The organism is Demequina lutea (genome assembly GCF_013409005.1).
GTDB lineage: Bacteria > Actinomycetota > Actinomycetes > Actinomycetales > Demequinaceae > Demequina > Demequina lutea.
The window spans coordinates 564837-587954 of sequence record NZ_JACBZO010000001.1 but is presented as its reverse complement, the minus strand read 5'-3'; the positions used below and the strand labels follow the sequence as shown (position 1 = coordinate 587954).

Here is a 23118-nt window from a genome sequence, read left to right as displayed (position 1 = left end):
TTTCTCCCTCGTTAAGGCAATGAATCCCGCCGCGCTCTCTCACGGCTGACAACCACATTGTGCCAACCCATCGGCGAACTCGTCGATCGCCGCTTGTGGCCTCTCAGGACCGTACGGCATTCCGTCGATGAGCGCAGCGAACGCGAGCGGCCTGCCGTCGGCCGTGATCACCACGCCGGCAAGGGCCGTGACTCCCGTGAGCGAACCGGTCTTGGCGCGCACCACACCGGTCCCAGGAGACGAAGTGAAGCGATTCTGCAGGGTTCCCGTCAGCCCCGCCTCGGCGAGCCAGCCCAGAAGGTCATGGGTCGGCCCGGCCTGAACGGCGGCACGGATCGCCTGCGTCAGCACCCGCGGAGGGATGCGATTTCGCGTGGAGAAACCCGCGCCGTCGTACAGCTGCAGCCCCGACGTGTCGACGCCGAGCGCGACGAGCGACGCGGTGATGGCGGCCATCGAATGCTGGGGGGTTGCCGGGACGCCCGTCTCGATGGCGAGCACCCTCGAGAGGTCCTCGGCCACCGTGTTGTCCGAATGGTGCAGCATGTACGCCACGACGTCGGAGAGCGGGGCGGACTCGACGCGACCCACGTCGTCGCCCGTGGCACCCACCCGCGCCTTGCCCCTCGTCGCGGTGATGCCTCGTTCGGCGAGCCTCGCGGCAAACTCGTCGGCGGCGTTCGCGGCGGGGTCCGCCCACCGCTGCGGGTACTCCTCATCCAAATTCTTCTTGCCGACGTCGATTGCCAGCCCCGTCACGGGCGCCGCATAGCCCTGCTGTAGCGCGTAGGCCGGCCACTCGATGGGGTAGGCGGGGCCGGGGAACGCCGACGTGTCGGCGACGACGGTCACGGACGTGACACCTCGCTGGATGAGACCGGCGGCGACCTGATCGGCGAGATCGCCGAGACCCGCGTAGCCCACCGCCCGCTCGGCGGCCGTACGCGTGTCGCCCGGATCGGGGGTCTTTGGCACGCCCTTGTCCGCGGCGAGGAGCATGTCACCGCCCGCGACGAGCGCGACCTCCCCGCGCGCGGCGTCATAGCGGGCGACGGTCGAGAGCCGATGGTCGGGGCCCAGCTTCGCGACCACGCCGATCGTGGTCAGCAACTTGGTGGTCGAAGCGGGGACCTGGCCGTCGTCGGCATCCAGGTCCGCGAGCGTCTGGCCCGTAATGAGGTCGATCACGGAGACGTTGGTGGACGGCCCCGTCCGGGGGTCGTCTCGCAACGCTTGCGCGAGCGCTTGGATGCGGGCCGCGTCAGGCAAGGGCGCCCCTGGATCGAAGAGCGGCGCGAGCTCGGTCCCCGGCGCGGCGCTCGCCTCGACGGGTTCGGCGGTGAGAAAGGGCGCCGGGGCGACGGGCTCCGGCGACGTGGTGATCCAGCCGGGGACGAGGTCCGCGGCATCGGCCGCAAGGTACCCGGCCGCGCCCGCGAGGACGAGAATCGGCGTCAAAACACCCGCAATTACCCTTCCGCGCACGCGCCACCTCCCTTCATGCGCCAGACTAATAGCCTGCAATCGAACGTCAGGCGCGAGGTACACATGGAATTCAACGTCACGGTCGAGATCCCCAAGGGCTCGCGCAACAAATATGAGGTGGATCACCACACGGGCAGGATCGTTCTCGATCGCATGCTCTTCACCTCGACGCGCTACCCGGACGACTACGGCTTCATCGAGGGCACCCTCGGCCAGGATGGCGACCCTCTGGACGCTCTCGTTCTGCTCGAAGAGGCGACATTCCCCGGTTGCCAGATTCGTTGCCGCGCTCTCGGCATGTTCCGCATGCGTGATGAGGCAGGGGGCGACGACAAGGTGCTGTGTGTGCCGGTTGCCGACCAGCGCGCCGCATGGCGCCAGGAACTCTCCGACGTGTCCGACTTTCACCGCCTAGAGGTCCAGCACTTCTTCGAGGTCTACAAGGACCTCGAGCCAGGCAAGTCGGTCGAAGGCGCGCACTGGGTGGGCCGCGACGAGGCCGAGGCCGAGATTCTCACCTCGTTTGCCCGCGCCAAGGGCACGCTCTTTGAGCACCTCAACCCGCTGATCCCGCCGCAGCACTAGGACAGTGCTGCACTAGGACAGTGCTGCACTAGGACAGTGCTGCGCTAGGCCGCAGGGGCGCTAGGCCGCAGGGGCGCTAGGCCGACGCCGCACCGCTGGCGTGGCCGACGCGTGGCTACGCGGACCCAACACCCCTGCTTGGCCTGCTGACCTGTTACGGGCGTCCCGCGTACGGGATCAGGTCGCCGACGTTCCACGCGTCGTAGGCGCGAACGATGGCCACCTCGCCCCACGTTCTCGCCTCGGCCACCAGGCCATTGCCGATGTAGATCCCGACGTGGTAAATCGCACCCGAGTTGCGGCCGGTGCCGTGGAACACGAGGTCGCCCGGGCGCATCTCGGAGATCGGAATGTGCGTGGTCGAGTTGTACTGACCCTGCGCAGTCCGGGACGGCCTGTAGCCCGCGGACCCCCAGGCGGCGTACGTGATACCCGAACAGTCGTAACCGGGCCCGTTGCCTCCCCACACGTATTGCGTACCCATGAGCGTCAGCGCGTAGTTCGCAGCTTGTTGGCCCTGGCTGGCGGACGAGGACCAGGCCCCGGTCTGAGGGGCGCCGCTCGTCGTGCCACCGGTCGTGCCACCAGTGGTGCCGCCGGTCGTGCCGCCAGTGGTGCCACCGGTCGTGCCGCCGGTCGTGCCGCCAGTAGTGCCGCCAGTAGTGCCGCCAGTAGTGCCGCCAGTAGTGCCGCCGGTCGTGCCGCCGGTCGTGCCGCCGGCGCTGGAGTTGGACGCAGCCGCTGCGGCAGCAGCCGCCGCAGCCTTCGCAGCAGCATCGGCGGCCGCTTTCGCTTCGGCTGCGCGGACGGCGGCCTCATACGCGGCCCGCGCCTGCGCCGCGCGCTCGTTGGCGAGCCCCTGTTGACGCGCCTGCTCAAGCGCGACTGTCGTGTTTTGCAGCGACGCGAGGCGAACCATCGCCGCCGTCCGCGTGGCCGCAGCGTCGGCGACTGCCTGCTCCGCCGTGCGCTGGGCGTCCTCGGCCGCTGCCAGCGCGATCGCCGCGTCGTTGGCCGCGACCGCGGCAGCATCGGCGGTCTTCTTGGCGAAGTCGCTCAACGTGTCGGCGTACAGCTGCGCAGCCTTGACCTTCTGGGTCACCGCGTCGAGTTGGGCGGCGGCCAGGTCGTTGTCCTCGGCGCGCGCGATGGCATCCTGGAAGCCGCTGGCTCCGACGATCGCCTCGATCGACGTGAACGTCCCGCCATCTTGGTAAGCCTGTTGGGCGACTCCTGCGAGATTCGCACGGGCGGTAGCGAGACTGGCCGCGGCGTCGCTCGCGCTCTTGGCGGCCGCATCGGATTCGAGTTGGGTGCGGTCCGCCGTGGCCTTCGCTCCCGAATACCTATCCGCGGCGGCGGCAGCCTCGTTCTGTGCGGCGGCGCTCGCGTTTTCCAAGCTGACGATGGCCGCATCGAGTTGGGCGACACTGGTTTGGGCATCGGCGACGGCGGCCTTCGCGGCGGCGATATCCGCGAGTCCCGGGTAGGTGTCGGCGCCGGCCGTGCGAGGTGAGGAGGCGACGAGGATCGAGGCCGCGATGGCGACGAGGCACGCGAGAGCGAACGCACGCAGCGAACGGAACGACAGCACTCGCACCACGCGTGATCCTCCTTCTCAATTTGCCGATCATAAGTCGGCATGACCGGCTATGGACCTTTCGAGTGAGATGTCCCACTTCGGCCCGGGCCCTTTGGTTTATCGGCAGATGGCGCCGCCGCCTGAAGCGGCGGAGGGTCGATCGATGCCACCTAGCCCCCTGTCCTGCCCTAGGGTTGGTGTCGGCATGGACGACGACGGCATCGAGACAGACGCGTGGGCGGCAGACGAAGGCGCTGCGGCCGACTCCCCCATTCCCGCGTCGTCCGCATGGCGGCCGGGAGACCACCCGGGGCACCGCCAGTTCTTGAATGTGGGCGACTTGCCGCTCGAGGCGGACCCGGTGGGCACGCTTCCCGGAGTGACGCTCGCGTATGAGACCTGGGGCGAACTCAATGCCGCGCGCGACAACGCCGTGTATATCGCGCACGCCCTCACCGGCGACAGCCACGTGTGGGGACCCGCCGAGCCTGGGCACCACACCGGCGGCTGGTGGAACGCGATGGTGGGCGCCGGCAGGCCCATCGACCCGACGCGGCACTTTGTTGTTTCGGCGAACGTGGTGGGCGGCTGCCAGGGATCGACAGGGCCCGCGTCTCCGCATCCCGTCGATGGCCTGCCGTGGGGCTCGCGATTCCCCTATGTGACGATGCGCGACATGGTCGCGGCCGAGATCGCCCTGGCAGACCACTTGGGAATTGACCGGTGGCGCCTCATCACCGGGCCATCGATGGGCGGCATGCGCGCGATCGAGTGGGCCGTGACGGTGCCGGATCGCGTGGGGGCGATCGCCCCGGTCGGCTCCGCGGCTGCGACCACCGCCGACCAGATCGCGTGGTCCACGTCGCAGCTGGCGGCGGTTTTCGCCGATCCGAACTTCCGTGGAGGCGACTACTACGACGCGGCCGATGGCGAGGGGCCGCACGTTGGCCTCGGCATCGCACGCATGATCGCGCACACGACGTATAGGTCTGAGGGCGAGTTGGCGGAGCGCTTTGGTCGCTCGTATCAGGGCGCCGGCGATCCGCTGGGCCGTGGCGGACTGTTTTCGGTCCAGTCCTACTTGCAGCATCATGGTCGCAAGTTGGCGCGGCGGTTCGACGCAAATACGTACATCCGTTTGGTGCAGGCGATCCAGTCGCACGACGTCGGGCGCGGGCGCGGCGGCGTCGAGACGGCGCTGGCCCGGTACACGGGACCGGCGCTCGTGGTCGCGGTGGATTCCGATCGCTTGTATCCGCTCAAGAATTCGCAGCTGCTCGATGCAGGGTTGTCGGGTTCGAACGGGGTGAAGGTGGTCCACTCGCCAGTGGGTCACGACGGGTTCTTGGTCGAGTCCGGGCAACTCAATGCGTTCATCGCGGAGTTTGAGGCCGGGCTTTAGGCCGTCGGCCGTTACTCCGCAGTCCGCAGTCCGCAGTCCGCACCCCCAACGGTACGAACCAATTTGCATGCGACTCGCCGATGCAGATGGCGCCAGCACCCAAGCTACCGGCGCGTCGGCGCCCGAATTGGTTCGCAGCGTCGCAGCGGGGACGGCCGACGTGGCGCCCGAATTGGTTCGCAGCGTCGCAGCGGGGACGGCGAAATCCGGTACGGATTGAGCCACCAGCGGGGCCAGACCCGCGAAATCCGGTACGGATTGAGCCACTAGCGGGGCAGGGCGGGGCGGGGCCAAGCCCCGGTTTGCAATTTTCGAGCACTCGCTTCTAAACTCACCACCATGTTCCGCCGAATGTGTCGCTAGTCCAGCGCACGTTTGGCGTGCGCCCGCACAGGGCGTCCCGCTCGCACCCTTGAGTCGCGAGCAAGAACCTCCGCGGGCCCACACCCCACGTGTCGCAACCGCAGACCTGTCATGGTCGCGGGACTGGCGGCATCCCCCGCCCAGCTCCGGGCAGTGATAGGTCACCCTCTTCCCCCACACAGTAATGACCTACCCCACCACCAGGAGATACACCATGACCAACTGGGCCTTGAATCGCCCCGGGTTTAGTGGAGGGTGAGTTCTCCCAGGAGCGGCTGCTCCTGGGTCGTGTTCTCACGGTAGTACAGGTCTTCCATCTCGATCGGGGTGAGGTATCCGATCGAGGAGTGCAGCCGGTTTTCATTGAACCAGTGCACCCAGGACAGGGTTGCGTATTCAAGCTCGTCAGCGGTGCGGAACGGGCCGTCGATTGTCACGCACTCGGTTTTGTAGAGCCCGACGACGGTCTCTGCGAGGGCGTTGTCGTAGGAGTCCCCGACGGTCCCGATCGACGCGATCGCTCCCACGTCTGCGAGCCGTTCCGAATAGCGCAGCGCGGTGTATTGAGCTCCCGCGTCCGAATGCTGGATGACCCCGTCGGGTTACTACGCCGCCAGGAACCGTCCCGACTCGGCGCGTTCAGTGCGTGACCGGGAAGTTGCCTCCTTGATCGAGGCGGTGTTCTGGGACCGCAACCGCGGCCGAGGCATCAGCGGCCCCCGTAAGGTGTGGCGCTTGCTGCACCGCGACGGGGTCGAGGTCGCTCGGTGCACCGTGGAACGCCTGATGCGTGTTCAGGGACTGCGGGGAACGCGTCGTGGCAAGCAGTTCATCACCACAAGACCAGATGCTGCGGCGACGCGTCCGCCGGATCACGTTCAACGCAACTTCCGCGCCGAGCGTCCCAACGAACTGTGGGTCGTGGACTTCACCTATGTTCCGACGTGGGAAGGGATGGCGTTCACCGCGTTCGTCACCGACGTGTTCTCGCGCCGGATCGTCGGGTGGCGGACGATGTCGAAAATGCCCACTGACTTGCCCCTTGATGCGCTTGAGATGGCGTTATGGGTGCGAGAGCGAGCCGGTCAGGACGTGCTCGGTGAGCACCCGGCAGATTGGCTCGACCCCGAACCGTGAGCGATGCTCATCGATAAAGGCCACTAGAACGGAAGTCGCGGGTCGAGCTCCCGCGCGAAGAAAGAAGACGCGGCAAGCAAGATCTCGTTCGCGCGTTTAAGTTCTCGCACTTCTCGCTCCAACGCCTTGATCGTGGCCGCGTCCGTCGTCGTGACACCGGCAACCTCTCCGGCATTGATCCGGGCCTGTTTCACCCAGCCACGCAGCGTGTCTGAGTTCACTCCGACCCGATGACCGACACGGACCACGGCCGCGTTCATCGACAGCGACGTCTCCTGCGACATCGCTTCTCTCACAAGCCGCACGGAACGCTCCCTGAGCTCCTGCGGATACTTCCTCGGTGCTGGCATGACTCCCATCCTTTCGGGGAATCAGACCCTCCACCAAACCCGGGGCGATTCACATGACAACTGGGCCTTCGAAACCAAGCAGGTTCACGCAGGACAGACGCCCGATGCCGCCACCGGCGCACGTGCGCTGCCCATCTACCAGACCACGGCGTACGTCTTTAAGGACACGAACGAGGCGGCCGCCCGCTTCGCGCTGTCCGACCTCGGCCCCATTTACACGCGCATCGGCAACCCGACGCAGGACGCCGTGGAGCAGCGGGTCGCCGCGCTCGAGGGTGGTGTTGCCGCCCTGCTGGTGGCCTCAGGCAGCGCCGCCAACGTGCTCGCCATCCAGAACCTGGCCGAGGCGGGCGACCACATCGTCTCCTCCCCCTCGCTCTATGGAGGCACGTACAACCTGTTCCACTACACGCTTCCCAAGTACGGGATCGAGGTCAGCTTTGTGGAGAACCCCGATGACCCCGAGTCGTGGCGCGCGGCCGTCCGCCCCAACACCAAGGCCTTCTTCGGCGAGGCCATCTCCAACCCCAAGCAGGACCTCCTCGACATCGAGGCCGTCGCCGCGGTGGCTCACGAGGTGGGCGTTCCCCTCATCGTGGACAACACCGTCGCGAGCCCGTACCTGATCCAGCCGTTCCAGTGGGGCGCGGACATCGTCACCCACTCCGCCACCAAGTACCTGGGCGGCCACGGCACCGCGATCGGCGGCGTGATCGTCGACGGCGGCTCCTTCGACTTTGCGCAGAGCCCGGAGCGCTTCCCGCAGTACAACACCCCCGACCCGAGCTACAACGGCATCGTCTATGCCCGCGACCTTGGCGTCGGCTCCGCGCTTGGTGCCAACCTCGCGTTCATTCTCAAGGCGCGTGTCCAACTGCTTCGCGACCTCGGCCCCGCGATCTCGCCGTTCAACGCGTTCCTCATCGCGCAGGGCATCGAGACGCTGTCGCTGCGCATCGAGCGTCACGTCGAGAACGCAACTAAGGTAGCGCGCTACCTTGATGCCCGTGACGATGTGGAAAGCGTCAGTTACGCGGGCCTCGAGTCCTCCCCGTGGCACGCTCTCCAGCTCAAGTACGCGCCGCGCGGAGCCGGCTCGGTGCTCGCGTTTGAGATCGAGGGCGGGGTCGAGGCGGGCCGCGCGTTCGTCGACGCTCTGGAACTGCACTCGCTCGTGGCCAACATCGGCGACGTGCGCTCGCTCGTGATCCACCCGGCGACCACGACGCACTCGCAGCTGACCCCGGAGGAGCAGTTGACCGCGGGCGTCACGCCCGGGTTGGTGCGGCTCTCGGTGGGAATTGAGCACATCGACGACATCCTGGCCGACCTCGCGACGGGCTTTGCGGCCGCGGCGGCGGTGCGTTCAACGGGCGCCGCGCGGTCGAGCATCACGGCGAACGCGTAAGCGAGGCCTGCACACACCATGGACGACGACGCGTCCGAATGGGTTGACGCTCCCCCGACGCCTGTACCGGCGTCGGGGGCGTGGCGCCCAGGCGACCACCCCGGCGAGAGAAGGTTTCTCGACATCGGCGACCTGCCGCTCGAGGCGGACCCGCTCGAGGTGCTTCCCGACGTGACCCTCGCCTACGAGACGTGGGGCACCCTCAACGAGGCGCGCGACAACGCGATCTACGTGTCGCACGCCCTCTCGGGCGACAGCCACGCATTCGGCCACGCCGGTCCAGGCCACCTCACGGGCGGCTGGTGGAACTCGCTCATCGGGCCGGGGCGACCGCTCGACCCCACTCGCCACTTCATCGTCTCCGCCAACATCGTCGGCGGCTGTCAGGGCACCACCGGACCCGCTCACCCTCACCCCACGGACGGACGCCCGTGGGGTTCGCGCTTTCCGTGGCTGACGCTGCGGGACATGGTGGAGGCAGAGGTGCGGCTCACCGACGCCCTCGGGATCGACGCGTGGCTGCTCATGCTCGGGCCGTCGATGGGTGGGATGCGCGCGCTCGAGTGGGCGGCCACCTACCCCCGCCGGGTGAGGTCCATCGCCGCCGTCGGCACCACCGCGGCCACCACGGCGGAGCAGATCGCGTGGGGCGCCGCGCAGACCGCGGCCATTCGCGCCGATGCCCGATTCGCGGGCGGCGACTACTACGACGCGGCCGACGGCGAGGGGCCCCACGTGGGCCTGGGCATCGCGCGCATGATCGCGCACACCACATACCGGAGCGAGCCGGAGCTGCAGGAGCGGTTTGGGCGGTCGGCGCAAGCCGCGGTCAAGGACGAGGTCGCTGACGTGCTCCTCGGCCCCGGCGTCGAAGGGGCGGGCAAGTATGCCGTCGAGTCGTACCTGGAGCACCACGCCGAGAAGCTGGCAAGGCGCTTCGACGCCAACACCTACCTGCGCATCGTCCACGCCGTCAACACGCACGACGTGGGCCGAGGACGCGGCGGCATCGAAAAAGCGCTGGCAGAATTCGAGGGCCCGGCACTCGTGGCGGCGGTCGACTCGGACAGGCTGTACCCGCTGTCGCACTCCAAGGAACTGGCGGCCGCCCTACCCGGTTGCGCAGGGGTGGACCTGCTCCACTCGGACGTGGGCCACGATGGATTCCTTGTCGAGTCCGAAGCGCTCAACGCACTGGTCGACGGGTTGCTCACGCGGACTCTGGTCTAGGGGGCGTCGGGGAACTCGGGGCACCCGGGGAACTCGGGGCACCCGCGACACCCGTCCCCCGACGCTCCGAACCAATTGGCGGCACGACACGCCGTTGCCGGCCCCGACTCAACGCGGACACGCCGGCCGACGCAGGCGTGATTGGTTCGTAGCGTCGGGGGGCGGGGCGGGGCGGGACGGGACGGGGCGGGGCGGGGCGGGACGGGACGGGGCGGGGCGGGCGCGGCGTGGCGGGCGCGGCGTGGCGGGACGGGACGGGGCGTGGCGGGGCGGGACGGGGCGAAAGAGCGGACGGCGCGGAGTGGGCGCGACGCCGTGGGCAGTATCGGAAAAACACGATACTCACCGAATATCGTGATATTCCGATGAGCATGCGGTATCGTGAAATAACGATACGGAAGGATCGTCATGTCTAAGCAGACCGCCGCTCTGCATGCTCCCGCCGACTTCGGACTGGCCATCCAGCAGGCGCGTCTCGATCGTGGGATGTCTCAACAGCAGCTCGCCACGCAGCTCGCCGTCCCACAGAGCACCATCAGCGAGATCGAGGCGGGCAAGTCGACCATCTACCTGCGCCGGCTGCTGAGCCTCGCGCGTGCCACGGGAATCGAGTTCACCGCGACCTGGGGAGGCGACGATGCTCCTCGCGGTTGAGCTTCACGGGACAATCGTCGGCACACTAGAGGGCGACGCACAGAGCTTCGATTTCATCCCCAGCACCGAGGGAATCGAGCGGTTTGGCGCGAACAGCCCCGTGCTCTCGGTCGCGGTCCCTTTGGTCGCCCGACAACGGCGCGACCAGTCGGGTCGGCGGCGCAACTGGTTCGCCGAACTGCTTCCCGAGGGCGACCAGCACGACTACATGCTGCAGCAGAGCGGGCTCCGCGCGGGCGACACGCCGGGGTTCCTGGCCCGCTACGGGCGGGATGTTGCGGGGGCATTGCAGTTGTGGGACCCGGGCGACCCCACGGAACCCAAAACGCCCAGCCTCAAGCCCGTCTCGCCCGCGGAGATTCGCGGCCTCCTCGAGGACCCGATCGGATCGCCGCTCGCCAATGCGCCCGACACGGGCAAGTCGTCTCTCGGTGGTGTCCAGCCGAAGATCGTTCTGGTGCGCACGGGTGAGGGGTGGGCGCAGGCTCTCGGCGGGTACCCCAGTACGCACATCCTGAAGCCCCAGCTCAAGGATGACAAGGCGACGGTGATCTTCGATGAGGAATATGGGTCGCGGCTCGCACGCAGGATCGGGCTCGCCTCATTCGCGACACGGATCGAGGACTTCGATGGCCTTGCCACGCTGGTGATCGAGCGTTACGACCGAGCGGGCGGACGACGCGTCCATCAGGAGGACTTCAGCCAGGCGCTTGGGGCGCGTGGAAACCAGAAGTACCAGGAGATGGGCGGCGTCGTCAGCCTCCCACGCGTCGCAGAGACGCTCGTGCGGCACGCCCCCGAACAGGACTTGGTGGCCCTCGCGCGCATGGTGATCCTCGCGGTCGGCATCGGCAACCTCGACATGCACACCAAGAACATCGGGCTGCTGCACCCGACCGACGGCCAGGTGCGCCTCGCGCCCGCCTACGACGTGGTGCCGCAGGCCCACATGAGAAACGACGGCAAGCTCGCCTTGGCCGTCAACGGAAAGTACCGTCACGCCGACATCACCGGGGACGATCTGCTCGCCGAGTTCACCTCGTGGGGACTGAGGCGGGCCGCGGCCGTGATCGGGGACACGCTCGACCAACTTGAGGAGGCCGTAAAGGAAGAGGCCCCGCTGGAGGGATCCTTCCCTGCCCTACGGGAGCAGATCCTGGTCTTCATCGCCAACCTGCGTGACGGCCCAGCCTGAGCCGCACTACAGTGGGTTCGATATCGTTTTCTAACGCCGACGCACCGCCCCGCACGGGCACAGGAGCACCCACATGAACGCCGCGCCCAAAAGAGCAGCGCACGCCGTCGCCTCCCAGTACGGGCACCGCACCACCTCCACGACCGTTACCGTCCTCGACGCCGCCGGCGTCCCGCTGGCCGGTCGCGAGGTCACCGTTGAGCAGACGCGTCACGCCTTCGGCTTTGGCAACACCGGCTTCGACTTCATCGGATCCGCTAACGGTGAGACCGACGCCGACGCTGAGAGCATCTTTGGGGGCGCCAAGCCGTCACGTGCGACCACACTTGAGCCCCTGTGGTTCGGGCTCTACAACACCGTCACGCTGCCGTTCTATTGGCGTCGCTTCGAGCCCGCGGAGGGCCACCCCAATACCGACCGCCTGATGGCGACCGCCCGCTACTTCGCCGAGCGAGGCACCACCATCAAGGGGCACCCGCTCGTGTGGCACACGCTCGCGCCACAGTGGCTGATGGACAAGTCCGATGCCGACGTAGAGGCGGCCATCCGTGCCAGGATTCGCCGCGACGTCACGGCCTTCGCGGGCGTGATCGACCTGTGGGACGCGATCAACGAGGCGGTCATCCTGCCCGTGTTCACGGCGGAGGAGAACGCCGTGACCAGGCTGGCGCTCTCCAAGGGCCAGCTCGAGATGGTGCGCATGGCGTTCGAGGAGGCACACGCGGCCAACCCCTCGGCGAGGCTGGTGCTCAACGACTTCGACCTGAGCGCCGACTACGAGAACCTCATCGAGCGGTGCCTCGAGGCCGGCATTCAAATCGATGCGATCGGCGTGCAGACCCACATGCACCAGGGCTACCGCGGGGAGGACGCGATCACGTCCATCCTGGACCGGTTCGGCCGCTTCGGTCTGCCCGTCCAGATGACGGAGACCACGCTGGTCTCCGGCGAGATCATGCCTGCCGACATCGTCGATCTCAACGACTACCAGGTGGAATCGTGGCCCTCGACGCCCGAGGGCGAGGAGCGCCAGGCCCAAGAAATGGTGAGCCACTACCGCAACGTCTTCGCTCACCCAGCGACCGAGTCGCTCACCTACTGGGGTTTCGCCGACGAGGGCTCATGGCTCGGCGCACCCTCAGGGCTCGTGCGCGTCGACGGCACCCCCAAGCCCTCCTACGTCGCACTCCAGGAACTCATCAAGGGCGAATGGTGGATGAGCCCCACCACCGTCGTCACGGACGACGCGGGGTGCGTGGTCATCGACGGGATAGCCGGCGAGTACTCGGTGACCGCGAACGGCAAGACCACCACGGTGAACGCCTCCGCGCCCGGAAAGCACGAGGTCACGGTCACGCTCGCATAGCCGATGCGTGACGGAACGGTGTAGGTCACCGCCGGGGTTGGGCACCCACCACATCACTTTCCGTCGCGCGTGGACGGGGCCGTAGACTGACTCGACGCAGTGGCAGACGGTAGACGGAGAGGTTCGATCGCATGGTGGGTGAGGCCGAACCGGTGCGCACCCTTGTGGTGGTGGCCCGCCGCGACCTCGCCCCGTCCGTGATCGAACTCGAGTTTTCCGACGCCACCGGCGCACCGCTCCCCCCGCTCGAGCCGGGCGCCCACATTGATCTGCGGCTCCGCCCGGACATGATCCGCCAGTACTCACTGGTGGAAACGGCTGATTCCGGCGACACGTGGCGCGTGGCCGTCTTGGTTGACCCCAAGGGCCGCGGAGGCTCCGTTCGGATCGGCGAGCAGCTGACAGTGGACGCCACCATCGACAGCTCGGGCCCGCGCAACCACTTCGCCCTTGAACAGGCGCCGTCCTACCGCTTCATCGCGGGAGGCATCGGCGTCACGCCGCTCATCGCGATGTGCAGGCTTGCCGAGGCGAACGGCGCGGACTGGTCGCTCGCCTACCTTGGCCACAGCAGGGAGGCCATGGCCTATCTCGACGATCTCTTGGAGGAGTTCGGATCCAAGGTAGAGGCCTTTGTCAGCACGGAAGGCAGCCGCTACGACGTCGGCGCCGCGCTCGCGACGGTGCCTGATGAGGCTCTTGTCTATTGCTGCGGACCCGAGCGGCTCTTGGGCGCCATTGAGACGACGATGGAAGAGGCCGGTCGCGTGGCGAGCGTGCGCCTGGAACGGTTCGAGCCAAAGCCGATCTCCGGGGACATCGTCAATGAGGAGTTCGTCGTGTACGCGGCCAAGTCCGACATCGAGTTCGTGGTCCCCGAAGACGAGAGCATTCTTATGGCGGCCGACTTCGAAGGCGTGATCGTGCCGGGAGATTGCCTCGAGGGCACGTGCGGGTCGTGCGAGACGCGCGTGCTCAGCGGCGAGGTAGAGCACCGCGACTCCATTCTGAGCCCACCGGCAAGGGCGGCGTCGGAGACCATGATGATTTGCGTGTCTCGGGCCAAGCGAGGGTGTGCGCGGCTGGAGTTGGACCTCTAGGTCCGCGCCGACGATGGAGGGTGCGATCGCGTGACGTGGGACCACTTGGTGACGATTCTGCGCCACCTCTTCAGCCCGATGCCGAGCGCCCAGATCACCATCCTCCGAGTCGTCGTCGTCTTGCTGGCGTTGGCGCTGATCGCCACGTGGCGCGGCTGGCTGCGGGGCCCTAGAGGCTGGCTGTGGACCGCCCTCGGGCTGACGGTTGGCGGGATCATCGTCGCGACCCTGGCCTTTCGCATCGGCGACCGGGTGCCTCCGGGCACGGGTCGATCGGTGAACGTCCGGGCTTTCGTGGGACTGCGGCACGCGGCAGGCCCTCACGCGTCGACATTTGAGTCCGCAAACTTCTACGGGAACATCGCCCTGTTCGTGCCGTTGGGCATGATCCTTGCGTGGCTGTTGTATGGCTGGCTCATCGGGCGGGTGGCTCTCGCCTGGGTGATCGGGGCGACGCTGTCGGCCTCAATTGAGCTGACGCAATCGACCATGGACAGGGTGGTCGACATCAACGACATCATCCTCAATAGTTCGGGCGCGGCGTTGGGTGCGGGCCTCGGGTGTGGAGTGCTCGTTGCTAGTCGGCTGGCCAGGGCCGCTTCGCGTGCCAATGCGTCAGCTCCATGACCGTCGAGCCAATCGGCCATGCGAACTTGCGCTGCCGCACCCCGTTTGTGCCACCTACGATGACCGCACCGCAACTTGGACCGGGGCTAACCGCCGTGTGGCGAGCGTGCGCCTTGAACGCTTTGAGCCAAAGCCGATCTCGGGCGACATCGTCAATGAGGAGTCCGTCGCGTACGCGGCCAATTCGAAGGCGTGATCGTGCCGGGCGACTGCCTCGAGGGCACGTACGGGTCTTGCGAGGCGCGCGAGGTTGGAGTTGGAGTGATAGCTCGCGGTGGTGAGGCTCATGGCAGGTGCCGTGAGGGTTGTGGACCGGACAGACGCGTGGGTCGTTGCGGATTCCCGCCGGGTCGCACGTACTGCCCGCCCTCATCCGTCGTGACGACGAGGCCGCGCAGGTGAATGTCGGAACGGGCTACGCGGCTAACGCAAGCCGTCAGTACGCGCCACTTGGACTGATGACTGCATAGACCGTACGGAGCATAATGACGATGTCTCCGCCCAGCGACCAATTTTCAGCATAGTAAGCGTCGAGCCTGATCGACTCCTCCGGAGACAGGCTGGAGCGGCCGCTCACTTGCCATAGCCCCGTCATGCCGGGCCTCACCAATAGTCGACGATGCGCCACCTTGTCGTATAACGCGACTTCGGCAGCGATCTGCGGCCGCGGCCCCACTAGCGACATGTCGCCACACAGCACATTGAATATCTGCGGGAGTTCATCAAGGGAGTATCGACGAAGCACTCGACCAAATGGGGTGATGCGCGGATCGTGCTCGGCCTTGTAGTAGAGGCCGACCTTGCCACCCATTGCTTCCTCAAGCCGGGCTTCCGCGTTGGGCACCATGGAGCGAAACTTCAGCATGCCGAACACTTGACCGTTGAGTCCCACGCGCTGTTGACGGAAGATGATCGGTCCCGGCGAGGTGAGTCGTATTGCAACAGCGATACAAAACATGGGCGCCGCGAGCACGAGAGCAATCGCAAGACCTACAAACTTGTCAAAGACCGCCTTCGCTAAGTACTTTGCGCCGGAGAATGTCGGAGCTGTCACATGGATCAGTGGCAAACCCGCCACCGGAGCAACCTTGACGCGAGGTCCGGCCACATCTGCGAGTCCGGGCGCAACCAGCAGTCCTATGTCGGTGCCTTCCAGAGCCCAGCCGAGCGTCCGGCTCTCCTTAAACGACAACGACTCGGTACCGGCGACGACGATGTAGTCAGCGCCGATTGCGCGCGCCTGCGCGACAGGATCGCTGAGTTCGCCAAGACGGACGATCGACTGATCGAGCAAAGACCAATCGTCCTGACGACCGCGCACGGAAGCCACACCGACCACGCGGAACCCGGCCCGTCTGCCGCCCCTGAACCGCATGACGAGTTCATCGACACTCGGCCCGGAGCCAACTATCAAGACATTCGCCTGGAGCCCTCCCTTGTCGCGGCGTCCGTGGATCCACAGGCGCCATACGCTTCGAACGACGAGCAACGTGGCAAGCCCCATGGGCAAGGCGACAAGCAAGTATGCCCGTGAGATCTGCCATCGGGTCAGGAACGCGATTACCGCCACCACTGAGAAGGTGCGCCACGACGCGGCTACGAGTCGTTGCAGTTCTTGCGGGCCGTGGCCAAGCACTCCGGCCTCCCGGGTACCTGTCCACGAAAGAGCGAGCCACCACGCCACGCCGATCGCAACGCTCATCAGCACGTAGGAAGGCGACCAGGGGCCCGTGACATTGACCTCGGAATCAAAGCCAAACCGCACGCCCTGGGCGACGGCGAGAGCCACGGCAATGACAGCGGCGTCGGACAACCCGAGGGCAGCGCGCATCCACGCAGCCCACCCGCGGCGTCCAATCATCGCCCGAGGACGATCCGCCCCCACTGCGGCATTCCCTTTGTCCACCTGTGCCCCTCCCACCGTGGTCTGTGCCGACACCATTTCCCCCTCAGGGCGCAATTTCGTCCTTAACTACCACCCTTTGTGCCCCCAGGCTACCAACGTGGAGTGAGCGCGCCTTCCCACGTCAATGTCTCCGGTCGCTTTTGCCACGCGTGCGTCACCCGGGACCGCACGTCAGCCCCGTGGTGTCGACCCACTTGGTATACACATCCGGAGTCGAGAGCGGGGTCACCACCGGGGTGACGTTGGCGGAAATGTCCCCCGTCAACGTATACGTCAGCGACACGCTCTCGCCGGGCGAGATCTGAATCCGGTATTTCAGCACGCTCCGGCCGTCGTGTGGCAGGATTTCAAAGGCCGTCGACTCGCCATTGACCTTGAAGTCCGTGACCTGCGCGCCGAGCGGCGCATACATGAACACGTATGCGGCGAAGTCGCCGCGAGGCGCATCCGAGAAGTAGAAGCCTCCCGCCACATAATCGGGAAGCGCTGCCATCTCGCCGGAGAAGTTGAAGTTGAGATCGTAGTTCACCGTGAGTTCGGTGGGCTTCCCCGCCGCGCACTGGCTGAAGGCAAGGGTTGCCTTGGCGTCCACGTAATAGCCGAGCTTGGCACCTGTGCGGTCGTTGATGAACAACCCCACCGTGTCTCCGTGGCCCAGGAAGGTGCCGTCCACGTGCAAGGCATCGAACACCGCGGTCTCGTCCGCGGCGGGACTCCAAGCCATGATCCGTCGCTCCTTGATCCCCTTGATCACGCCCTTGATGTCGACGTCACCCTTCATCGCTTGCGAGAAGAGCGATGAAGCGGCCAGTCCGAAGAACCTGTCCTGGTTCGCTGAATCCGGGAAGGTGAGGTAGGAGTCACGCAAGAGCGTGTCGGCAATGTTCGAACCTTTGAAGGTGAGGCCCTCAATCGTGACCGGCTGGATCTTGGCCAGAATGTACTGCAGCGCGACGGGGTCGATCGAGATTACGCCAGACGGCACGTCGCCAAAATCGCGGGCCCAGAAGGCCGATGCAATTTCGGCGATTCGCGGAAACTCCGGCGTGTAGTTCATATCCTGACCGAAGTAGGTCATGCTTCCGCCAAAGAGCGCGAGCTCCTCATCGGTCTCCGGTAGCACGGTTGAGTGAGTGAGGTCGCCGAGCGACCGATATTCGCCCATCGAAATCTTGCCATCGGTCACGTGCACCTCTATGAGTGCGCCGCCGATGCCCCCCGTCGCCCGAATCTCGGCATTGTTCTGCACCATCACCAAGTACGTACGTTCAGTCCCCGCAGCGAGCAGCTGCGGCACCATCGGCAACACATTGTTCGCCGTCGTCAGCGAGGGAAGCACTTGCGTCAGGTTGTCCCTGAGCTTGATGAATCCGCTCGAGATCTTGCCAGTGGTGCCCGTCAGATCCACCGCGCCGAGCTTGGCGTCCTGCTCGGTAATGACCGTCTGCGCGTCGGCGAGGATGGGCACGAACGGCTGCGCAACATATGGATCGATGCGGCCGTCCTTAATGGGAAACTTCTGAATGAGCGACAAGTTCTGCCGCGACAGCGGCTCGATGACCTGCGTGTTGAGCTCACCCATCGCGGAGCCTGCGGCCATGAGCGGCACCACCTGCGACTTGACCCACGGTACCTTCGCGGCAAGATCCCACAGGGGCCCATGCGTGTACTCATCGAACGCGGCGGACGCGGCAGATATTTGGGTCAGAACCTCCGTGATCTTCTCCGCGTCGCGGGCCTTCAAGGCGTCCTTGGCCGGCTGGATGCTCGCCTGAACGTGATCCGCGGCGTCCTTGGCCGCGAGCACCTGCAGCCCGAAGGTGGTGAGCGTTCCCACGGCGACGGCGCTCACCAATCCGACGAGACACAACCCCACAAGCCTGCGGACGTCGCGACCCCGCAGGCCCTTCCCCGACCAGTGGCGCCCGTGGCGGGCACGACGTCGATCTCCGGGGACCGGCTCGTCGTCTACACGGAGTACACCGTCTTCCCACTCCTGAGTAGCCACTACATTCCTCTCACGACACACAGCCCGCCGGGGCATTTCACGGGCGAACGCGTCGCTCCTATCTGTGAACAGAGTAGACGACTACCCTCAGAAATCCACGCACGCACCCGACGCCCGGCACTCGGCGGCCCGTGGCCCCGGATTCCAGGCGCTGAATGCGCTGGTTGAGGGGCCGATCGCCCGCGCCCCACTGGCCGGTCGCGAGGTCACCGTTGAGCAGACGCGTCACGCCTTCGGCTTTGGCTTTGGCAACATCGGCTTCGAGCCCGCAGAGGGCCAGCTCGAGATGGTGCGCATGGCGTTCGAGGAGGCACACGCCGCCAACCCCTCGGCGAGGCTCGTGCTCAACGACTTCGACCTGAGCGCCGACTACGAGGTGGAATCGTGGCCCTCGACGCCCCAGGGCGAGGACCGTCAGGCCGAGGAGATGGTCAGCCACTACCGCAACGTCTTCGCCCACCACGCCACCGAGTCGCTCACATACTGGGGGTTCGCCGACGAGGGCGCATGGCTGGGTGCATCCTCCGGGCTGGTGCGCCTCGACGGCACCCCCAAGCCCTCCTACTTCGCACTCCAGGAACTCATCAAGGGCGAATGGTGGATGAGCCCCACCACCGTGGTGACGGACGACGTCGGCCGCGTGGTCATCGACGGGATAGCCGGCGAGTACTCGGTGACCGCGAACGACAAGACCACCACGGTGAATGCCTCCGCGCCAGGAAAGCACGAGGCCACCGTCACGCTCGCATAGCCGTCGACTGCGCATGATCTAGTTGTGCAGCTGACGTAGGTCTATGACAGTGGGTCTTGGGTTTTCTGTTTGAGACGCTCGTAAGGGGTGTTGCCTGCGAGGGCGCCGTGGGGTCGATCGTAGTTGTAGTAGTCCTCCCATTGTTGGAGTTTGTCGTTGAACAGGTTGACGTTGTCGATGACCTGGCCTTCGAGGAGTCGATAGAACTCCTCGGAGTCAATGCGGTGCGAGCGCTCAACCTTGCCGTTGAGTCGGGGTGTGGTCGGCTTGATATAGAGGTGGCCGATGCCTTTGTCGAGTAGATGCCAGTGGAAGATCTGCCCGAACTCTTTGCCGTTGTCGGTCTGGACTTTCTCAACCTTGAACGGCAGCTTCGAGAGCACGTGATCGACAAACCGGATTGCGGTCTTCTGGTCATGGGTCGGGTAGGCGCGCAGCACCCGCAGGCGGGTGCAGTCGTCGATCGCGGTGTACTGGTAGTAGCGCTTCTTGCGACCGACCTGACCCAAAGGCTCGATGAACTTCACGTCAACCTGTAGCTGGTGGCCCGGGCGTTGCTTCTCGTAGCGTTTCCAGCGCGTCTGTTTGCGTTTGTAACGCTGGGATGCTGGCAGTCGGCTTAGCCCGAGTTTGTTCAAGATCCGCCAGACCCCGGACGGGCTGATCGTGATGTCGTGATAGCGCTTGAGATACATCGCAATCTTGTGCGGGCCGAAGTGATACTGGTGGCGCAGCCACAGGATCTTCTCAATCACCTCCGCGCTGATCACGTTCGGCGAACGATGCGGCGCGCTTGAGCGTTCCTTTAGCCCCTCGAAGCCTTTCTCTTCGTAGCGTTTGCGCCACTTGTAGTAGCAGGTTCGAGTGATGCCGTATTAGCGGCAAGTCGCCGCCACGCTGCCGCTGACTTCGTCAACGTGCTGAAGCACAGCGAACTTGTGTTTGGCCCGCCGCTCGAACTCCCGCTCGGCCGAGGCAGAAAGTGTTGATGTCATGAAGTCTTCCTTCCATCAGGAAGACCAACTGTCAACAACCTCTATCAGTTTTACATCTAGGGCCCGTGCGCAAACAGGGCGTTACCGACCACATGCATCCAGCAGGATCGCCGCGACATCCTCGACGACCTCTAAGGAACTGGCGTTTCCAGTTCCCGATCAATTGCCCGGAGAGCCTATCCCATCGAGCCGCCTCGGGGACAGAGATTTCGCCCTGGCTCACGGAAAACGCCATGCTGATCTTCTTCTCCGCCGGGATCGTCGGTGGGCGACTCGTCACATTCAGACCCTTCAGCCCGGGCGTTGCATCGGCGACTAGCGACCCCTGCCAAACATTCTGACGCGCGACACCAAGACCCGTGCCCGCAACACCTCATCGGATGCGACCTTGGCCACCTGCGGGCGACGACGCCGCTTCTGCGCAGCACAATCCGCATGCACCAAGCGATACCCGCGAGTCTTGAGCCAGTTGCGACGCACCTCCCGCGAGACCATCGACGGTGAGCGATCAATATGCGCCGCGATTACCCGAATCGACCACCCCGCCTTGAGCCCCTGCGCGATCTCCACCCTGTCCGCCACCGTCAACATACTGCGCACCAGCAACCCTCCGTCGAAACCTGCACCGTTGCCACGACGCTATGACACCGCCCCTCCGCTTTGTAGGGATTGCGCGGGCTACGAACTCCACCTTCAATTGCGAAGCGCCTCGAAACACCGAACAACTAGCCGTCGGAGTTGGTCCAGTTTATTCGCTCGAATTTGGCAGAGGACCCGAGATCGACGGCGGCGATGGGCGCGGCAACGCCGTGATGAGACTTTCGTAGTACTGCCACGCCCGGCGGATCCCGTCATCCAAGTCGACCTTGGGGGACCAGTTGAGGACCAGTCGTGCGCGTTCGATGTCGAGCCATGAATGGTTGGTGTCCGTCGGGCGAGCCGCTTCCCGTCGGACGGTGACTACGCGGGGATGGATCGCCGCCTCAATGTGGTCAATCAGTTCACCGAGCGAGGTGCCGTTTCCACTTCCGACATTAAGGATGCCGCCTACAACTTCATACACTGCTGCTGCCGCGATGACGGCCTCGGCAGCATCCTCGATGTAGACGTAGTCCCTCGTAGAGGTTGGGTTGCCGAACATCGCGATGTCGTCCCCTGCAGCAACCGCCCGGAGCCAGTGGCCGATGACTCCCTGACCGGGAGTGGATGGCTGACGGGGTCCGTAGAGGTTAGACAGTCGCAGGACCCGCGGCTTTTCCGCAATTTCAAGAATGAGATTCTCAGTCTGAAGTTTTATGTGTCCATATGAGTTGGCCGGGTGGGTCGGCGAATCCTCGCGAAATGGGGGTGTCTCAGGCGCACCATACACAGTGCCTCCAGATGACGCGTAGACAAAGGTTGGCGTCAACTGTGCGGAACGCAGCGCGCGCAAGAACTCCGACACTCCGTTCGGCTCAAGGTCCTGAGTGGCGCTGCTTGTCTGGACCATGTGCGGATTGATGGCGCCTGCGCACCATGCGACGGCGTCCCATTTCGGCGCCGTCGGATGCAGCTGTCCGTCTCGGATCGCTGGGGCCGACCGCGTGAACTCCTGCACACGCCAACCAGAGCGCGCGGCGATGTGGGCGACAGCACCCCCAAGGAATCCTCTCGCACCGACGACAGCTAGTGTCCGCTCCATTTACTCCCCCTCCGTGCATGACGCCATCTGACTTCAGTCCTTCGGCCTGTTCGTCGAATCGTTGCCAATTACTGTGACGCCCAACTGTATGGGATCCCTCCGTCCTCCCTCAAAGCCGGAATCGACAGCGACGGACCCGATCAGATGCTTGGGTCAGCAACGGACAGGCGCCATCCGCAGTTCCCACGTCAGCGGCGCTGGGTCTCCATGCGGTCTGCCGTTCGGCGTTGCGCAAGCGCAGTGTGTCAGTCTGAACTCGCCCCTTGGAGCCGTAGTGTTGGCGGCCATGTGGGACTGCCCATGGGCAGTCCCTGGTTGCTGGCGGTGGGGCCGATGGCGACGCTCCTCAGTACTTACTCGTGGCTACGCGTCGGCGACGTACGCAACAGCGTCCTCGATTGATTGCGCGAGCGCATATTGCGGAGCCCACCCGAATTCCTCACGGAGACGCTCGCTCGAGCCGGTGACTTTTTGCGCGTCAACGGATCGATAGCACGTCGGATCAGCGCAAGTAGCCGGCATAGGGATACCCATGGCTGCGCAAATGCGTCCCCGAATCTCCGTGCCCGCGATCGAGACACCTGAGCACACGTTGTAGACCAAGTGCTGATGAGTGGGCGAGGCGACTAGGGCCAAGTACGCCTGTGCGACGTCTCGCACATCCAAGTAGTCGCGATACGTGCTCAAGTTGCCGACAGGCATCGGCTGAGACGGGTCATGGTCCGCGAGTTGTTGGCAAAGGTCCGGCACCAGAAATCCCGGGCGCTGCCCGGGGCCTATGTGATTGAAGGTAAGCGCCACCACGGTGCGAAGTCCCCGCCGCCTGTATTAGTCCATCTGGCTTTCGACCAGCATCTTGCTCACTACGTACGGTGATGTGAAGCCAATCGGTGATGCCTCGGTTTGTGTGCCGCCGCCCATGGGTTCGTACACCGCCCCGCGGCTCACCGCGAGCACGGTTCCTTCAAAGCCGCTCGACACGAGAGACTCGGCCATGTGCGTCACCATCGCCGAGTTGGCCTCGATGTACTCCTGGGGTGGTCGGAGGACGGCCCCACGGCCGCAAGCGCGGCGAGATGGATGACGGCGTCGGCACTCGGCGTCGACGGCCACCCTTGCCGTAGGTCCGCCGTGGTGTAACTGTCGAGCGAATCCGAGACGCTCGAATCAGGGTCACTGGAGTATCCGATGCCGTGGACCGCCATACCAGCGGCTCTCGCCTGCCGCGCGACGTGTCGGCCGACAAAGCCATCGACGCCAGTGATGATGACCGAACCAGTCTTCTCCGGCATT

Annotated in this window: 16 protein-coding genes and 6 pseudogenes; 11 read left to right on the top strand and 11 right to left on the bottom strand. The window is 65.5% G+C overall.

Features of this window, described 5'->3' with window-relative positions:
- Window positions 1-39 precede the first annotated feature (39 nt).
- Entirely contained in the window at window positions 40-1485 is a 1446-nt protein-coding gene (dacB, locus tag BKA03_RS02865; protein ID WP_062076166.1) for a D-alanyl-D-alanine carboxypeptidase/D-alanyl-D-alanine endopeptidase, read from the bottom strand.
- A 63-nt stretch (window positions 1486-1548) separates the two neighbouring features.
- On the opposite strand from dacB, the gene BKA03_RS02860 reads away from it, so the two are divergent.
- Window positions 1549-2070, top strand: coding sequence for an inorganic diphosphatase (locus tag BKA03_RS02860; RefSeq protein WP_062076167.1), 522 nt, complete (start codon window positions 1549-1551; stop codon window positions 2068-2070).
- A 154-nt stretch (window positions 2071-2224) separates the two neighbouring features.
- Here BKA03_RS02860 and BKA03_RS15660 read toward each other — a convergent pair whose 3' ends face one another.
- The gene (locus tag BKA03_RS15660) at window positions 2225-3673 is read right to left on the bottom strand and encodes a C40 family peptidase (RefSeq protein WP_062076168.1); all 1449 of its coding nucleotides are present in this window, start codon (window positions 3671-3673) and stop codon (window positions 2225-2227) included.
- Between the two features lie 184 nt (window positions 3674-3857).
- On the opposite strand from BKA03_RS15660, the gene metX (BKA03_RS02850) reads away from it, so the two are divergent.
- Entirely contained in the window at window positions 3858-5054 is a 1197-nt protein-coding gene (gene metX, locus BKA03_RS02850) for a homoserine O-acetyltransferase MetX (protein ID WP_238579481.1), read from the top strand.
- Window positions 5055-5662: 608 nt separating this feature from the next.
- Here metX (BKA03_RS02850) and BKA03_RS02845 read toward each other — a convergent pair.
- A pseudogene (locus BKA03_RS02845) lies at window positions 5663-6001 on the bottom strand (integrase core domain-containing protein); the annotation flags it as partial.
- A gap of 49 nt (window positions 6002-6050) precedes the next feature.
- Between BKA03_RS02845 and BKA03_RS02840 the strand changes: the two are divergent.
- Window positions 6051-6491 (top strand): annotated as a pseudogene (locus BKA03_RS02840) (DDE-type integrase/transposase/recombinase); the annotation flags it as partial.
- Window positions 6492-6577: 86 nt separating this feature from the next.
- Here BKA03_RS02840 and BKA03_RS02835 read toward each other — a convergent pair.
- On the bottom strand, window positions 6578-6904 hold the full coding sequence (locus BKA03_RS02835; protein ID WP_062076355.1) for a transposase: 327 nt from the start codon (window positions 6902-6904) through the stop codon (window positions 6578-6580).
- Between BKA03_RS02835 and BKA03_RS02830 the strand changes: the two genes are divergently transcribed.
- The 7 genes from BKA03_RS02830 (at window position 6903) to BKA03_RS02800 (ending at window position 14484) form a co-directional block, all read left to right on the top strand.
- Window positions 6903-8312 carry a bifunctional o-acetylhomoserine/o-acetylserine sulfhydrylase gene (locus BKA03_RS02830; protein ID WP_179397678.1) on the top strand — a complete coding sequence of 470 codons (1410 nt, stop codon included), beginning with the start codon at window positions 6903-6905 and terminating at the stop codon, window positions 8310-8312. The genes BKA03_RS02835 and BKA03_RS02830 overlap by 2 nt on opposite strands.
- A gap of 18 nt (window positions 8313-8330) precedes the next feature.
- On the top strand, window positions 8331-9542 hold the full coding sequence (gene metX / locus BKA03_RS02825) for a homoserine O-acetyltransferase MetX (RefSeq protein ID WP_062076342.1): 1212 nt from the start codon (window positions 8331-8333) through the stop codon (window positions 9540-9542).
- Between the two features lie 408 nt (window positions 9543-9950).
- On the top strand, window positions 9951-10196 hold the full coding sequence (locus BKA03_RS02820; RefSeq protein WP_062076349.1) for a helix-turn-helix domain-containing protein: 246 nt from the start codon (window positions 9951-9953) through the stop codon (window positions 10194-10196).
- Complete coding sequence (locus BKA03_RS02815) at window positions 10180-11391, top strand: type II toxin-antitoxin system HipA family toxin (protein ID WP_062076348.1); 1212 nt, start codon at window positions 10180-10182, stop codon at window positions 11389-11391. Before BKA03_RS02820 ends, BKA03_RS02815 begins: the two co-directional genes overlap by 17 nt.
- A gap of 73 nt (window positions 11392-11464) precedes the next feature.
- Window positions 11465-12757, top strand: coding sequence for an endo-1,4-beta-xylanase (locus BKA03_RS02810; RefSeq protein ID WP_179397677.1), 1293 nt, complete (start codon window positions 11465-11467; stop codon window positions 12755-12757).
- 131 nt (window positions 12758-12888) lie between these two features.
- Window positions 12889-13857 carry a PDR/VanB family oxidoreductase gene (locus BKA03_RS02805; protein ID WP_062076278.1) on the top strand — a complete coding sequence of 323 codons (969 nt, stop codon included), beginning with the start codon at window positions 12889-12891 and terminating at the stop codon, window positions 13855-13857.
- Window positions 13858-13887: 30 nt separating this feature from the next.
- Window positions 13888-14484 (top strand): VanZ family protein, encoded by a 597-nt coding sequence (locus tag BKA03_RS02800; protein WP_062076277.1) that lies wholly within the window; start codon window positions 13888-13890, stop codon window positions 14482-14484.
- Window positions 14485-14920: 436 nt separating this feature from the next.
- Here BKA03_RS02800 and BKA03_RS02795 read toward each other — a convergent pair whose 3' ends face one another.
- Window positions 14921-16315 (bottom strand): sugar transferase, encoded by a 1395-nt coding sequence (locus BKA03_RS02795; RefSeq protein ID WP_179397676.1) that lies wholly within the window; start codon window positions 16313-16315, stop codon window positions 14921-14923.
- A gap of 229 nt (window positions 16316-16544) precedes the next feature.
- Window positions 16545-18398, bottom strand: coding sequence for a DUF4012 domain-containing protein (locus BKA03_RS15655; RefSeq protein ID WP_179397675.1), 1854 nt, complete (start codon window positions 18396-18398; stop codon window positions 16545-16547).
- Between the two features lie 64 nt (window positions 18399-18462).
- Between BKA03_RS15655 and BKA03_RS02785 the strand changes: the two genes are divergently transcribed.
- Complete coding sequence (locus tag BKA03_RS02785) at window positions 18463-19149, top strand: glycoside hydrolase family protein (protein WP_062076274.1); 687 nt, start codon at window positions 18463-18465, stop codon at window positions 19147-19149.
- A 41-nt stretch (window positions 19150-19190) separates the two neighbouring features.
- On the opposite strand, the pseudogene BKA03_RS02780 reads toward BKA03_RS02785, so the two are convergent.
- The 5 genes and pseudogenes from BKA03_RS02780 to BKA03_RS15795 all read right to left on the bottom strand — a co-directional run bounded on the left by BKA03_RS02780 (window position 19191) and on the right by BKA03_RS15795 (window position 23117).
- Window positions 19191-20144, bottom strand: a pseudogene (locus tag BKA03_RS02780) (IS481 family transposase).
- A gap of 351 nt (window positions 20145-20495) precedes the next feature.
- A pseudogene (locus BKA03_RS02775) lies at window positions 20496-20735 on the bottom strand (helix-turn-helix domain-containing protein); the annotation flags it as partial.
- Window positions 20736-20892: 157 nt separating this feature from the next.
- Window positions 20893-21825: an NAD-dependent epimerase/dehydratase family protein gene (locus BKA03_RS02770; RefSeq protein ID WP_062076272.1), complete on the bottom strand. Its 933-nt coding sequence runs from the start codon at window positions 21823-21825 to the stop codon at window positions 20893-20895.
- A gap of 363 nt (window positions 21826-22188) precedes the next feature.
- Window positions 22189-22635 (bottom strand): annotated as a pseudogene (locus BKA03_RS02765) (NAD-dependent epimerase/dehydratase family protein); the annotation flags it as partial.
- 18 nt (window positions 22636-22653) lie between these two features.
- Window positions 22654-23117, bottom strand: a pseudogene (locus BKA03_RS15795) (NAD-dependent epimerase/dehydratase family protein).
- Window position 23118 lies beyond the last annotated feature (1 nt).